The organism is Crenobacter intestini (genome assembly GCF_004919095.1).
GTDB classification, from domain to species: domain Bacteria; phylum Pseudomonadota; class Gammaproteobacteria; order Burkholderiales; family Chromobacteriaceae; genus Craterilacuibacter; species Craterilacuibacter intestini.
Map to the genome: position 1 here is coordinate 13,504 of NZ_STGJ01000020.1, position 14,180 is coordinate 27,683.

General features: G+C 68.4%; 9 protein-coding genes. 6 read left to right on the forward strand and 3 right to left on the reverse strand.

The genetic code is table 11. The annotated features are described in order from the left end of the window. Positions 1-18: 18 nt before the first annotated feature. From E5K04_RS14465 to E5K04_RS14490, 6 genes are all read left to right on the forward strand, one after another. Positions 19-972 (forward strand): ABC transporter substrate-binding protein, encoded by a 954-nt coding sequence (locus E5K04_RS14465; protein WP_136555396.1) that lies wholly within the window; start codon positions 19-21, stop codon positions 970-972. Beyond that, positions 969-3,752: an EAL domain-containing protein gene (locus E5K04_RS14470; RefSeq protein WP_136555398.1), complete on the forward strand. Its 2,784-nt coding sequence runs from the start codon at positions 969-971 to the stop codon at positions 3,750-3,752. Before E5K04_RS14465 ends, E5K04_RS14470 begins: the two co-directional genes overlap by 4 nt. A 160-nt stretch (positions 3,753-3,912) precedes the next feature. Continuing rightward, positions 3,913-5,007 (forward strand): M14 family metallopeptidase, encoded by a 1,095-nt coding sequence (locus E5K04_RS14475; protein WP_136555400.1) that lies wholly within the window; start codon positions 3,913-3,915, stop codon positions 5,005-5,007. A gap of 96 nt (positions 5,008-5,103) precedes the next feature. Next, complete coding sequence (locus E5K04_RS14480; protein WP_136555402.1) at positions 5,104-5,514, forward strand: YidB family protein; 411 nt, start codon at positions 5,104-5,106, stop codon at positions 5,512-5,514. Between the two features lie 9 nt (positions 5,515-5,523). Then, entirely contained in the window at positions 5,524-5,919 is a 396-nt protein-coding gene (locus E5K04_RS14485) for a YidB family protein (protein WP_136555404.1), read from the forward strand. A gap of 70 nt (positions 5,920-5,989) precedes the next feature. Beyond that, positions 5,990-7,231, forward strand: coding sequence for a TIGR03862 family flavoprotein (locus tag E5K04_RS14490; protein ID WP_136555406.1), 1,242 nt, complete (start codon positions 5,990-5,992; stop codon positions 7,229-7,231). On the opposite strand, the gene E5K04_RS14495 is transcribed toward E5K04_RS14490, so the two are convergent. The 3 genes from E5K04_RS14495 to gltB form a co-directional block, all read right to left on the reverse strand. Next, positions 7,228-7,935: a peptidoglycan DD-metalloendopeptidase family protein gene (locus E5K04_RS14495; RefSeq protein WP_136555408.1), complete on the reverse strand. Its 708-nt coding sequence runs from the start codon at positions 7,933-7,935 to the stop codon at positions 7,228-7,230. The genes E5K04_RS14490 and E5K04_RS14495 overlap by 4 nt on opposite strands. A gap of 111 nt (positions 7,936-8,046) precedes the next feature. Continuing rightward, on the reverse strand, positions 8,047-9,462 hold the full coding sequence (locus E5K04_RS14500) for an FAD-dependent oxidoreductase (RefSeq protein WP_136555410.1): 1,416 nt from the start codon (positions 9,460-9,462) through the stop codon (positions 8,047-8,049). Positions 9,463-9,508: 46 nt separating this feature from the next. Continuing rightward, a complete protein-coding gene (gene gltB, locus E5K04_RS14505; RefSeq protein ID WP_136555412.1) occupies positions 9,509-13,957 on the reverse strand; it encodes a glutamate synthase large subunit in 4,449 nt (1,482 codons plus the stop codon). Positions 13,958-14,180 lie beyond the last annotated feature (223 nt).

Genomic DNA, 14,180 nt, shown 5'->3' on the forward strand with positions numbered 1-14,180 from the left:
CGACTTTCTGCGCCGCCCATGCGTCCGTTGACCCGCCGCGTCTTCCTGTCTGCCCCGCTCGCCCTCGCGACGGCCGCGTGCGCGCGGCCGCAACCGCCGCTGGTGGTCGCGACCAACCGCTGGATCGGCTACGAACCCTTCTACATTGCCCGCGAACTTGAAGCCTACCCTGGACGGGCGCCGCACTTGGTCGAGTACGGCTCGGCGTCCGAGGTGGTGCGTGCGCTCGCCAGCGGGGTGATCGACGCGGGTGCGCTGACGCTGGACGAAGCGCTGCAGCTGATGCAGCACAACCCGGATTTCGCGGTCGGCCTGGTCCTCGACGAATCGTTCGGCGCCGACGCGCTGGTCGCCTCCGGCGGCCTGAAGTCGCCCGCCGCACTGCGCGGTCGGCGCGTCGGCGCCGACAGCCTGGCGCTCGGCGCCTTCATGCTGGGGCGCGCGCTGCAATACGGCGGCCTCGCGCCATCCGACGTGAAGCTCGTCCATGTCTCCTACGAAGCACAACTCGAGGCGCTGGATGCCGGCGAGGTCGACGCGCTGGTGACTTTCGAGCCGGTGCTGGGGCAGCTGACGGCGCGCGGCGCGCGCGTGCTGTTCGACAGCAGCGACATTCCCGGCGAAGTCGTCGACGTGCTGGTGGTCCGCCAGCAGGCGCTGGCCGACCGCGACGGGCGGCTGGCCGCCTTGCTGCAGGGCTGGTTTGCCGGGCGTGACGCGCTATTGGGCAGCGAGCCTGCCGCGCTGGCGGCAGTCAGCGCGCGCCAGCAGATCGCGCCCGACGAGGTCAAGCCGGCCTTGCAGCAGTTGCGCTTTCCCAGCCTGCAAGAAAACCGGCACCGCTTCGCCGAAAAGACCACGCTGCTTGAATCGATGCGCCGCATGCACGCGCTGCTGGCAGGCTTCGGCCTGGTGGAGGGCGCGCCGCCGGGCGCTCGGCAGATCGTGTCGTTGCCGGAGGTCCTTGCATGAGCCGCTGGCTGACCCGTTTTCCGTTGCGGCTGGCGATGCCGGTCGCGCTGCTGTTGCTCGGTACGCTGCTGCTGGGCGGCTTCTGGTGGATGCACTGGCAGCAGAGCCGTGATGACGAACTGGCGCATGCACGCACGCAGGCGGGGCGCAGCGTCGAGCAGGTGCAGGGCATCGTCGCCGAGGAGTTGGCGCGCGGCGCCTTGCCGCAGGTGCAAAGGCTGATCGCCGCGGTCAGCGTCGACCCCGGCGTGCGCCGCCTCCTGCTGGTGACCCCGCAAGGGGAGGTGCTCGCGGCCAACCGGCTCGCCTGGGTCGGCCGGCCGCTGGCCGGACTTGGCGGGATGGCCGGCGTGCTGGACTCCGCCGCGGCACGCTCGGCGCTCAGCGCGCAGCGCCTGGAATATGGCCAGGCAGGGGACGGGGTGATCCGCGTGCTCGCCGGCGTGCTGCAGAGCGCGACCCCCGGGCAGCTACGCTCGGCCAAACCTGCCTTGCTAGTCTACGAACTGGACATCTCCGACCGCCTTGCGGCGTCCCGCGCGCTGGCGTTTGAGCGTGCGCTGGAGAGCTTCCTGTTGTTGGCCTTGGCGGCAGCGGCACTCCATTACGCATTTTTCCGTACGCTGGCGCGGCGCAGCCACGCGCTGGACCGGGTGCTGCAGCGCATCGCGGACGGCGAATTCGGCTTGCAGCCCGAGCTTTCCGGCCGCGACGAGTTTGCCACGTTGGCGCGTCGCGTCGGCTGGCTGTCGACCCGGCTCGCCACGATGCGCGACGCGGTGGATGAGCGCGAGCAGGCGCTACGCGCAGCATCGGCCAGCTACCGCGCGCTGTTCGACAACAGCCCGGACGGGCTGGTCGCCTTCAGGCGTGACGGCAGCGCGGTACTGGCCAACCAGGTTGCGACCCGCCTGCTGGGCGGCATGGCGGCGCCGGCGATCCGGTTTGACGCGCTTGGCTTGCCGGGCGAGGTGTGGGACGCGTTCTGTGCCGGGCCCGGCGGTGTCCGCGAGTTGGAGAGCCGGCTTGCGACGGGTTGCGAAGTCGAGCTGACGCTGATCAACGCGCTCGCGGGCGAGGCGGCGGTGCTCTGGTGCCGCCTGCACGACTTGACCGCCGAGCGCGCCGCGCAGACCGGGCAGCGCCTGGCGCGGCGGGTGTTCGAGGACGCGGGAGAGGGCATCTTCATCGCCGACGCGACCGGGCAGCTGATCGACGCCAACCCCTCGTTCGCGGCGATGGCCGGCTGCGCGCCCGCCTTGCTGCACGGGGAGATGCTGGATGCGCTGTTCGACCCGGCCGGCCTGGCCGCGCGCGTCGACGGCAGCGGGCATTGGCACGGCCAGGTCTCACTCAGGCACGGCGGCGGCCGGCCGACGCCTCCCTTGCACCTGTCGCTGGCGGCAAGCCTGGACGCGCAGGGGCGGCTGACCCACTACATCGGCCTCGCCAGCGACATCACCGAGCAGGTGGCGGCCGAGCGGCGATTGCAGCAGATCGCCGACCACGACGCGCTGACCGGCCTGCTCAGCCGCCCGGCGTTCAAGCGCGAGCTCGACCTGCGCCTCGCCCGTTCCGCGCACGGGCGGATCGCCTTTGTCGACCTCAACCGCTTCAAGCAGATCAACGACGCGCTCGGCCACTCGGTCGGCGACGCGGTGTTGCGCGAAGTCGCGCAGCGCCTGCGCGACGCCTTGCCCGCCGGTGGGCTGGCCGCACGGCAGGGCGGTGACGAGTTCCTGCTCGCCCTGCCCGAGTTCGACGACGAGGACGGCAGCCGCTGGGCCGGAGCGCTCGCGCATGCGCTGGAGGCGGTCATCCACGTCGAGGGGCGTTACCACCTGAACCTGTCGTGCAGCGTCGGCTTCGCGCGCTGGCCGGAAGACGGCACCGACGCCGATACGCTGATCCGCCACGCCGACATCACCATGTATTTCGCCAAGGCGGCCGGCCCCGGCCGTTACGAGGTGTTCGCGCCAGAGATGCGCGCGCAGATGGAACGCCGCGCGCGGGTCGAGGCCGCCCTGCACGAGGCGCTGGCTGCCGGCCAGTTCTCGCTGTTCGTGCAGCCGCAGCGCGCGCTGGGCAGCGGACGCACCTGCGGGGCCGAGCTGTTGCTGCGCTGGCAGCACCCCGAGCTCGGGCAGGTCAGCCCGGCGGAGTTCATCCCGCTGGCCGAGGACAGCGGCCTGATCACGGTGATCGGCGCGTGGGTGCTGCAGCAGGGCTGCCAGCTGGCGGCCGCCTGGCGCGAGCAGGGCTGGCGCGGCAGCGTGTCGGTCAACGTGTCGGCCCTGCAGCTGCGCAGCGCGCCGCTGATCGAGCAGGTCGACCGTGCGCTGCTCGCCAGCGCCCTGCCGGCCGAGGCGCTGACCATCGAGCTGACCGAATCGGTGCTGATGGACGACGTCGACGCGACGGCCGACGTGCTCGCCGCGCTGGCGCGCCGCGGCGTGCGCATCGCGATCGACGACTTCGGCACCGGCTACTCCAGCCTCGCCTACCTGCAGCGGCTGCCCTTGCACGAACTGAAGATCGACCGGGCCTTCGTCTGTGGCATCGGCGTCGACGGGCACAGCGAGGCGATCATCGAGACGGTGCTGGCGATGGCCGGCACGCTGGGAATGGAGACGGTCGCGGAGGGGGTGGAAACGGCCGCGCAGGCGGCCTTCCTAGCCAAACTGGGCTGCGACGCGATCCAGGGTTACTGGCTGGCGCGGCCGATGCCGGTCGCCGAGTTCCCGCGCTGGCTGGCTGCGGCGCCGGCATACAGCACTTAGACAATCCGCCGGTTTTTTGCCATTTTTCAGACGAAAACTTGATAATAAGCAAATTATTTAATAGCTAACTTCTGCATAGTAGGGGCCGACCCCAAGGCAGCGCACACCGTTGCGTTGCCGTGCACGTCATTCGAACCGAGTTAACCTCATGGAGAGAAGCATGCGTAAGTTGGCATTTGCAGTCAGTCTGGCCCTCGGCAGTGTTGCCGCCCACGCCGCCACCGTTTACACCGGCGACAAGGTACAGGGCGTTCCCGTCATTTCCCAACTCGACATTGCCGACCTCGCGCCGGGCAAGACGCACCGCTTCATGTTCCAGGGCACGACCGACGGCATCGGCCAGCACTTCTACGTGCCGGTTGTCGTCGCCAAGGGAGCCAAGGCCGGCCCCAAGCTGGTGCTCAACAGCGGCAACCACGGTGACGAAGTGAACGGCATCCGCGCCGTGCAGAAGGTGATGGCAGGCCTCGACGCCGCCAAGCTCTCCGGTACCGTCGTCGCGGTGACCGGCTCCAACCCCAACTCGATCAACCGCGTGACCCGTGAGTGGGCGACCTACAACGACGGCGGCGCGTCGACCAACTTCAACCGCGTCTTCCCAGGCAAGGAAAAGGGCACTGCGCCCGAGCAGCACGCGTGGCTGATGTGGAACAAGCTGTGGCAGGGTAACGTCGACTACGTGCTCGACTTCCACACCCAGTCGACCGGCACCGACTTCCCGTTCTTCATCTACGCCGACTACCGCGACCCGCGCATCGAGCGCATCGCCGAGCTGTTCCCGGCCGACCAGATCAAGAAGGACCCGGGCGAGAAGGGCTCGACCGAGACGACCTTCGTCGATAACAAGATCCCGGCGGTGACGCTGGAACTGGGTTCGCCGCGCAAGTACGACAAGGACATGATCGACCGTGGCGTGGAAGGCACCCGCAACGTGATGGTCGACCTGAAGATGATCGACGGCAAGATTGGCCGCACCGCCAAGACCGCCAAGACCTTCGTCGGCAACGACATGACGACCGTCCGCGCCGAGCAGGGCGGCTACGCCGAGATCCTGGTCAAGCTGGGCGACATGGTGAAGAAGGACCAGGTGGTGGCACGCCAGCTCAACGTATTCGGCGACACCGTCAAGGAGTACAAGGCGCCGGCAGACGGCAAGGTGCTCTCCACCGGTACCGACGCGGTGCGTGAACCGCGCGCGACCCTGGTCCGCCTGCTGATCCAGAACCCGGACGCCCAGTGCGCCAAGGGCTGCTAAGCCTTTACCTCTGAAAGAAAGCCCGCCGTCAGGCGGGCTTTTTGCTTTTCGGACGCGCCATCTAGACTGAAAGGACTTTCAGACAAGGAGAGGGCGATGGGACTTCTGGATCAACTGGCCGGTGCGGCGGGCGCAGGCGAAGGTGAAGGTGAAGGTGGGGGGCAGGGGATGGCCGGCGTGCTCGGTTCCTTGCTCGAACAAAGCGGCGGTCTCTCCGGCCTGCTCGACAAGTTTGGCCAGCAGGGGCTGGGCGATGCGGCCGCGTCGTGGGTCTCAACCGGCGAGAACCAGCCGGTCAGCGCCGAGCAGATCGAGTCGGTGCTGGGCGGCTCCCAACTGGGCGAGTTGGCCGGGCGCTTCGGGCTCGATAGCGGTACCCTCGCTCAGGGGCTTTCTACAGCACTGCCGCTCTTGGTCGACAAGCTGACGCCCGACGGGCAGGTGCCGCAGGGCGGCGACCTGCTCTCGCAGGGCGTTGGCCTGCTCAAGGGTCTGCTCGGGCGCTAGGAGGACGCGATGAAGTGCTTCGACCGTTTGGGAGAACTGAGCAACGGCGAGCCGCGCCACGACGCGGCGATGCGCGCGCTGGCGGCGCTGGTCGACGACCACGGGGGGCTGGCCGGCCTCGGCCAGCGCTTTCGCGATATCGGCCTGGGTACCGAGCTTGACTCGTGGCTCGCCAGCGGCGAGAACCTGCCGATCACCGCTGCCGACGTCTATGTCGCGCTGGGCGAGGGCGCGGTCGAACAGTTTGCAGACATGACCGAGACCACCTCGCTGGCTGCGGCGCGGCTGATGGCCGAGTCGCTGCCCGAGCTCTTCGACCGGCTGACGCCGGGCGGTGTGCTACCGGACTCGGACGACGCGATCACCCGCTGGTTTTCCGCGCTGGGCGTACTGTTCGAGCGCTAGGCGGGGTTACAATCTCAGCAGGACCCGACACGGCCCATCCGGGCCGTGTTTTTATTTTCGGAAAGATTGCATGACTTCCAGCAGCAGACCCCGAGCGGTGGTGATCGGCGGCGGCCCGGCCGGGCTGATGGCCGCCGAGCGCATCGCCGCGGCCGGTTTCGAGTGCGCGGTGTACGACGCGATGCCGTCGGTCGGCCGCAAGTTCCTGCTCGCCGGCGTCGGCGGGCTCAACATCACCCACAGCGAGCCGTGGCCGGCCTTCGTCGCGCGCTACGGCGAGCGTGCCGGCGTGCTGCGGCCCTGGCTGGACGCCTTCGACAACCGGATGCTCTGCGACTGGGTGCACGGGCTGGGCGTCGACACCTTCGTCGGCAGCTCGGGCAAGGTGTTCCCCAGCCAGATGAAGGCGGCGCCGCTGTTGCGCGCGTGGCTCGCCCGCCTGCGCGGCGCCGGGGTGACCTTCCACCCGCGCGCGCGCTGGCAGGGCTGGGCGGACGACGGCACATTGCTCTTTGATGCGCCGGATGGCCGGCAGACGGTGGTGGCCGACGCGGTGGTGCTGGCGCTGGGCGGCGGCAGCTGGAAGAAGCTGGGTTCGGACGGCGCGTGGGTGGGGCTGCTCGAGCAGGCCGGCGTCGCGGTGGCACCGCTTGCGCCGGCCAACTGCGGCTTCGAGCGGCGCTGGTCGGACTTCCTGCTCGAGCGTTTCGCCGGCGAGGCGGTCAAGTCGGTCGGCTTGGCGGTGGCTGACGCGGACGGCAAGCTGGCGTTCCGCCGCGCGGGCTTCGTGATCAGCCGCTACGGGGTCGAGGGCGGCGGCGTGTACGCGCTGTCGGCGCGCCTGCGCGACGCGATCGCGCGGGACGGCCACGCGACGCTGTGGGTCGACTTGCTGCCCGACTTTTTGCCCGAGCGGGTGGCGGCCGAGGTGGCGCGCCCGCGTGGCGCGCGTTCGCTCGCCAGCCACCTGCAAAGCAGGCTGGGCCTCAAGGGCGCACGCATGGCGCTGGTGCACGAGTGTCTGGACAAGGCGGCCATCGCCGACCCGGCGAGGCTCGCCGCCGCGCTCAAGGCGCTGCCCGTTACCCTTGACGCACCGCGTCCGCTGGACGAGGCGATCAGCAGCGCGGGTGGCGTGCGTTTTGAGGAGCTTGACGGACAGTTGATGCTGAGAAAGCGCCCCGGCGTGTTCTGCGCGGGCGAGATGCTCGACTGGGAAGCGCCGACCGGCGGCTATTTGCTCACCGCTTGCTTTGCCACCGGCCGCGCCGCCGGCGATGGCGCCGCGCGTTATCTTGAGGGGCAGGCCTAGTTCAGGTAGCGCAGCGGGTCGACCGCTTGGCCACGCACGCGCACTTCGAAGTGCAGCTTGACGCGGTCGGCGCCGCTCGAACCCGCGGTCGCGATCTGCTGGCCGCGGCGCACCGTCTGCCCTTCGCCGACCAGTAGGCGTTGGTTGTGCGCGTATGCAGTCAGGTGGTGTTCGTCGTGCTTGATGATCAGCAGGTTGCCGTAGGCGCGGATGCCTTGCCCCGCGTAGACGACCTTGCCTGGTGCCGCCACGCGCACCGGCTCGCCGAGCTTGGCGCCGATGTCGACCCCCTTGTTGCGTCCCGAGAAGCGGGCAAGCAAGGGCCCTTTCAGCGGCCAGTCGAGCCTGATGGCCGGGCGTGCCGGGGCGGGCTTGGCGGGCGGCTTGGGCGGGGCCACCGGGCGGCTGGTGTTTGGGTGCTTGGGCGGGGTGGTGGCTGACGGTGTGCCCGCGTAGGTCGGCGGCGGGATCACCCGCAGCACCTGGCCCGCGTTCAGCGCCGCCGGGTTGGCGATGCGGTTCCAGCGGGTGAGTTCGGCGACGCTGCGCCCGTGGCGGCGTGCGATGCTGTACAAGGTGTCGCCGGGCTGCACCCGGTAATGGCCGGCGCTGATGGGCGGGTACGCGCTCGTGCCCGCGCAGGCGGTGAGCAGTGCAGCGAGCGAGAGCGGGACGAGGCGAAGCAGGGCAGGACGGAACAGCATTGGCCGATTCTACACTGAGCCACCTTCCAAACGGACAAGGCGCCGGGGAAACCGGCGCCTTGCTTGCTCAGGATCAAGCCAGCGGGCGAAGGCCCGCCAGCCCGTCCGGTCTTACCACACCTGCAGGTAGGCGAGCATGCCCTCGGCGGCCTGGCGGCCTTCGAACACCGCGCGTACCACCAGGTCGGCGCCGCGCACCATGTCGCCGCCGGCGAACACCTTGGGGTTGCTGGTCTGATGCTTGAACGCGGCGCGCGCCGGCGCGACGGTGCGGCCGCGCTCGTCGGTGACGATGTTGGCCGACTCGAACCAGTTCGCCGCTTCGGCCTGGAAGCCGAAGGCGACGATCACGTGGTCGCACGCGAGTTGCGTCTCGCTGCCCGGCACCACCTCGGCGCTGCGCCGGCCCTTGGCGTCCGGTGCACCCAGCCGCGTCTCGGCCAGCGTCAGCACGAGGCTGCCGTCATCCGCCGCGGCAACGCCCACCGGCTGGCGGTTCCACAGGAACTCGACGCCTTCCTCGCGCGCGTTGGTCACTTCGCGCTTGGAGCCCGGCATGTTCGCCTCGTCGCGGCGGTACGCGCAGACCACCTGGCGCGCGCCCTGACGGATCGAGGTGCGGTTGCAGTCCATCGCGGTGTCGCCGCCGCCGAGCACGATGACGCGCTTGCCGGCCATGTTGACGGCTGCCTCGTCGCCCAGCGTGCCCATGCCCTGGCGCACGTTGTTGATCAGGAAGGGCAGCGCCTCGAGCACGCCCGGGGTGTCTTCGCCGGCGAAGCCGCCCTTCATGTACTTGTACGCGCCCATGCCCATGAACACCGCGTCATAGTCGGCGAGCAGGGTGTCGATGGCGATATCGCGGCCGATCTCGGTGTTCAGGCGGAACTCGACGCCCATCCCCTCCATGATCTCGCGCCGGCGCTGAACCACGCTCTTTTCCAGCTTGAATTCGGGGATGCCGAAGGTCAGCAGGCCGCCGATCTCCTCGTAGCGGTCGAACACCACCGCGCGCACGCCGTTGCGTGCCAGCACGTCGGCGCAGGCGAGGCCGGCCGGGCCCGCGCCGATCACCGCGACCTTCTTGTCGGTCCACACCACCTGGCTCATGTCGGGGCGCCAGCCGGCCTTGTACGCCTCGTCGGTAATGTATTTCTCGACGCTGCCGATGGTGACCGCGCCGAAGCCGCCCTGCTCGAGCGTGCACGCGCCTTCGCAGAGGCGGTCCTGCGGGCAGACGCGGCCGCAGATCTCCGGCAGCGAGTTGGTCTTGTGCGACATTTCGGCCGCCTCGAAGAGGCGTCCTTCCTTCACCAGCTTCAGCCAGTTCGGGATGTAGTTGTGGACCGGGCACTCCCACTCGCAGTAGGGATTGCCGCAGGCGAGGCAGCGCCCGGCCTGGTCCGCCGCGTCCACCGGATGCAGCGGCGCGTAGATTTCCTTGAACTCGACCTTGCGCACCGCGGCTTCGACCTTGTCGCCGGGGTTGCGGCTGAGCTTCATGAACTGGAAGACATCGTTTGCCATGTTCTTTTCCTTGCCGGCGCCTGCGGCAGGCGGGCGCCGTCCGCGGTCAGTCTTTCAACAGGGATTCCAGCTTCGCCGCCTTGGGCTTGACGAGCCAGAAGTAGTCGACATAGTCGTCGAAGTTCTCCAGCATCGCGCGGCCGGTCTCGGAACCGGTCAGCTCGACATGCTTGGCGATCTTCTCCAGCAGGAAGGCGCGGTACATGCCCATCGCCTCCCCGTTGATCAGGTGGATGTCGACCAGTTCGTTGTTGTAGCGGTACGGGAAGCGCTCGTTCCTGTCGTAGACGAAGGCGAAGCCGCCGGTCATGCCCGCGCCGAAGTTGTAGCCGGTCTCGCCCAGCACGACGACGGTGCCGCCGGTCATGTACTCGCAGCAGTGGTCGCCCGCGCCTTCGATCACCGCCAGTGCGCCCGAATTGCGCACGGCGAAGCGCTCGCCCGCGACGCCGGCCGCAAACAGCTGGCCGCCGGTCGCGCCGTACAGGCAGGTGTTGCCGATGATGATGGACTCGCTCGCCTTGTAGCTTGCATTTTTAGGCGGGTAGATCACCACGCGGCCACCGGCCATGCCCTTGCCGACGTAGTCGTTGGCATCCCCTTCGAGCTCGAGGTGCAAGCCCGGCGCGTTCCACACGCCCAAGCTTTGCCCGGCCGAGCCGGTCAGCTTGACCTTCAGGCAGCCGAACGGCAGGCCTTCTGCGCCGTGCACACGGGCGATCTCGCCGGAGAGGCGCGCGCCGATCGAGCGGTGGATGTTCTCGACCGGGTACTCGAGCTGCAGCATCTGCTTGGCCGCGATCGCGCCTTGCGCGTCGGCCAGCATCTGCTGCGCGAGCTCGCCCTTGTCGAACGAGGGGTTGGACTCGCTGACGCAGAAGCGCGGCTCGCTGTCCGGCACCTGGCCCAGGCTGATCAGCGGGGTGAGGTCGAGCTTCTGCTGCTTGGCGGTCTCGCCCTCGGCAAGCTCGAGCAGGTCCATGCGGCCGATCAGCTCTTCCATGGTGCGCACGCCAAGCTTGGCCATCCACTCGCGCGTCTCGCGGGCGATGAACAGGAAATAGTTCATCACCATCTCGGGCAGGCCGATGAAGTACTTTGAGCGCAGTTTCACTTCCTGGGTGGCGACGCCGGTCGCGCAGTTGTTCAGGTGGCAGATGCGCAGGTACTTGCAGCCGAGCGCGACCATCGGGCCGGTGCCGAAGCCGAAGCTCTCGGCGCCGAGCGCGGCCGCCTTGACCACGTCGAGGCCGGTCTTCAGGCCGCCGTCGGTCTGCACGCGCACGCGGCCGCGCAGGCCGTTGGCGCGCAGCACCTGCTGCGCCTCGGACAGGCCCAGCTCCCATGGCGTGCCGGCGTACTTGACCGAGGTGAGCGGGCTCGCGCCGGTACCGCCGTCGTAGCCGGAGATGGTGATCAGGTCGGCGTAGGCCTTGGCCACGCCGGCGGCGACGGTGCCGACGCCCGGCTCGGCGACCAGCTTGACCGACACCAGCGCCGACGGGTTGACTTCCTTCAGGTCGAAGATCAGCTGCGCCAGGTCCTCGATCGAGTAGATGTCGTGGTGCGGCGGCGGCGAGATCAGGCTGACGCCTTCCTTGGCGTGGCGCAGGCGGGCGATCAGGCCAGAGACCTTGTCGCCAGGCAACTGGCCGCCTTCGCCGGGCTTGGCGCCCTGCGCGACCTTGATCTGCAGCACCTCGGCGTTGACCAGGTAGTGCGGGGTGACGCCGAAGCGGCCGGAGGCCACCTGCTTGATCTTCGACATCTTCTCGGTGCCGTAGCGCGCCGCGTCCTCGCCGCCTTCGCCGCTGTTCGAGCGGCCGCCCAGGCGGTTCATCGCGATCGCCAGCGCCTCGTGCGCCTCGGGCGAGAGCGCGCCCAGCGACATGCCGGCGGAGTCGAAGCGCTTGAGGATGGCCTCGATCGGCTCGACTTCGTCCAGCGGGATCGGCGTCGGCGCGAGCTTGAGCTGCATCAGGTCGCGGAACATGGCGACCGGACGGGTGTTCACCAGGTGCGCGTAAGTCTGGTACGCGTCGTAGTCGTCGTTCTGTACCGCCTTTTGCAGCATGGTGACGACGTCCGGGTTGTACGCGTGGTACTCCTCGCCGTGCACGTACTTGAGCAGGCCACCCTGCGTCAGCGGACGCATCGGGTTGAACGCGTAGCGGGAGAGCTTCTTCTGGTCGTCCTCGAAGTCGTCGAAGCTGGCGCCGCCGATGCGCGAGACGGTGCCCTTCAGGCACAGCTCGACCACGTCGCCGTGCACGCCGACCGCTTCGAACAGCTGGGCGCCGCGGTAGGACGCGATGGTCGAGATGCCCATCTTGGATAGCACCTTCAACAGGCCCTTGTTGATGCCCTTGCGGTAGTGCTGCAGCGCCTCGTTGACCTTGCACTTGACCTCGCCGCTTTGCACCAGCTCGATGATGCTCTGGTAGGCGAGGTAGGGGTAGACCGCGGTCGCGCCGTAGCCGATCAGGCACGCCATCTGGTGCGCGTCGCGCACGGTGCCGGTCTCGACCACGATATTGGTCTTGCAGCGCAGGCCGGCGTCGATCAGCGCGTGGTGTACCGCGCCGGTCGCGAACAGCGCGTGGATCGGCAGGCGGTTCGCGCTGAGGTTGCGGTCGGACAGCACGACGACCACGGTGCCTTCGCGCACCGCGTCGGTCACGTGCTGGGCGAGGCGGCGCAGCGCGTCTTCCAGCGCGCCTTCGGCCGGGTCGTAGCACAGATCAAAGCTGGTCGACTTGAGGTAGGCCTCGGGGCGGGTGGTCACCCGCACAAACTTCTCGTGGCTGAGCACCGGGCTGCGCACTTCGAGGCGCTTGGCGTGCTCGGCGCTCTCCTCGAACATATTGCGCTCGGGGCCGAACACCGAGTTGAGCGACATCACCACCGCCTCGCGGATCGGGTCGATCGGCGGGTTGGTCACCTGCGCGAACTGCTGGCGCAGGTAGTCGTACGGCGAACGCACCTTTTCGCTAAGCACCGCCATCGGGGTGTCGTCGCCCATCGAGCCGACCGCCTCCTGGCCGTCCTCGGCGAGCACGCGCAGGATCTGGTCGCGTTCCTCGAAGCTCAGGTTGAACAGTTTCTGCAGCGTCAGCAGCTGCTGCTTGGGCATCGCCTCGAGCTGGCTGTCGTCCTCGATCGACAGCTCGAGGTACTGCGCGGATTCCTTGATCCACTGGCGGTACGGCTTGGCGCTCTTGAGCTGGGCGTCGATCTGTTCGGGCAGCAACAGCTCGCCGGTGGCGAGGTCGGCCGCGAACAGCTGGCCGGGCTTGACCCGGCCCTTCCTGACCACGTCCTCGGGCTTGTAGTCCCACACGCCGACTTCGGAGGCGATGGTCAGCACATTGTCGCGGGTCAGCACCCAGCGCGCCGGGCGCAGGCCGTTGCGGTCGAGCATGCACGCCGCGTAGCGGCCGTCGGTCAGCACGATGCCGGCCGGGCCGTCCCACGGCTCCATGTGCATCGAGTTGAATTCGTAGAACGCGCGCAGGTCCTTGTCGGTCGAGTCGACGTTCTGCCACGCCGGCGGCACCAGCAGGCGCAGCGCGCGGAACAGCGGGATGCCGCCCATCAGCAGGCCTTCGAGCATGTTGTCGAGGCTCATCGAGTCGGAGCCGTCGGTCTGCACGATGGGGCGCACCGCGTCCATGTCGAGGTGCTCGGACGCCATGATGCGTTCGCGCGCGCGCGCCCAGTTGCGGTTGCCCTGCACGGTGTTGATCTCGCCGTTGTGCGCGAGGAAGCGGAACGGCTGCGCGAGCTTCCATTGCGGCCAGGTATTGGTCGAGAAGCGCTGGTGGAACACCGCGAGGCTGGACTCGAAGCGCGGATCCTTCAGGTCGAGGTAGAACTCGGGCAGGTTGTCCGGCGTGACCAGACCCTTGTACGACAGGGTGTGCGGCGACAGCGTCGGCAGGTAGAAGTAGGCGTCGTCCGCCTTGTTCGCCTTCTCGGCCATGCGGCGCGCCATATACAGGCGGCGCTGGAAGGTCGGCTCGTCCATGCCGAACGGGCAGTTGACGAAAACCTGGACCATCCCGGGCAGGGTCTCCAGCGCGACCTTGCCGCAGGCGTCGGTGTTGACCGGCACCGTACGGAAGCCGGCGACCTCGAGCGACTGCTCCTCGAGGTATTCCTTGAGGCGGCGCAGGCTCTTCTGGCCGGCAGCCTCGTCAGGGTGGTGGAACACCAGCCCCGCGGCGTACACTGCCTTCAGCGAGAGCCCCGCTTCCTGCGCGACCGCGCGCAGGAAGCCGTCCGGTTTACGGAAGAGGAGGCCGCAGCCGTCGCCCGACTTGCCGTCGGCGGCGACCGCGCCGCGGTGCGTCAGTTTGGCGAGCGAGGAGATCGCGGTGCCGACCAGCCAGTGGCTGGGCTTGTCGTCCAGCTGGGCGATCAGGCCGAAACCGCAGCTGTCCTGCTCGAAGTCCGGGCGATACAACGTGCCCGCTAGCCAGCGCTGTCTGTCCATGTGGTTTGCCTGCTATTAATGTGAAACGAATGACTTGATTCTAAAGTCATAAGTGGCAAGGCCGCAACACGTATTTGTGCGGTGCGAAACCCAATATAAAACAAATACTTGTGCGTGTTTTACGGGGTTTCCCTAGGGCGCGTTGCCGCAGTTGCATTTGTGTTTTTGAGACGCCAGATTTAATTAAGGCGACGGTTTGACCGGGCGCAGTGACGCCTGTCAT